Here is a 604-nt window from a genome sequence, read left to right on the forward strand (position 1 = left end):
CTGCAGCTTGGCCAGCAGGTCGGTGCCGATGTTGCCGGGCCCGATCAGGGCGCATTTGATTTTCTTGGTCATCACTTTTCTCCACGCAGATCAGGGTTCACAAGTGCGGTGCGGAATGCCGGCGCGGCCCAGGCCAGCGGCCGCCGCGCAAGGGCCGCCCCGCCGCGCTGGCGGCGTCCCCCTTCCCGCAGTGCGCAGCAATGCGAGAGAAGGGGGAAGGCGCGCAGCGCCTCAGGGGGTTGTTCATATGAACCGCACGGAGCAGCCGCCGATGCCGCCCATGGTCACGCGCAGGTTGTCGCCGGCAGCCACCGGGACCATGATCCCGAGCGAGCCTGAGAGCACGACCTCGCCGGCTTCGAGCGCGATGCCGTGCGCGCCCAGCGTGTTGGCCAGCCAGGCGACCGCGTTGGCCGGGTGGCCCAGCGCGGCGGCGCCGGCGCCGGTGGCGACGATGTCGCCGTTCTTCTCCAGCACCATGCCCACGGTGGCCAGGTCCACGTCGCGCGGATCGACCAGGCGGTCGCCGAGCACGAACACACCGCACGAGGCGTTGTCGGCCACGGTGTCTTCGATCTTGATCTTCCAGTCCTGGATGCGCGAA

General features: G+C 69.5%; 1 protein-coding gene. It reads right to left on the minus strand.

Going from position 1 to position 604, the window contains the following annotated elements:
- Window positions 1-243: 243 nt before the first annotated feature.
- Window positions 244-604, minus strand: a 361-nt coding sequence (locus tag B2J89_RS21535; RefSeq protein ID WP_205763930.1) for a fumarylacetoacetate hydrolase family protein, incomplete at its 5' end; no start/stop codon positions are given.

The sequence above is a fragment of the Acidovorax sp. SRB_24 genome, assembly GCF_012931925.1.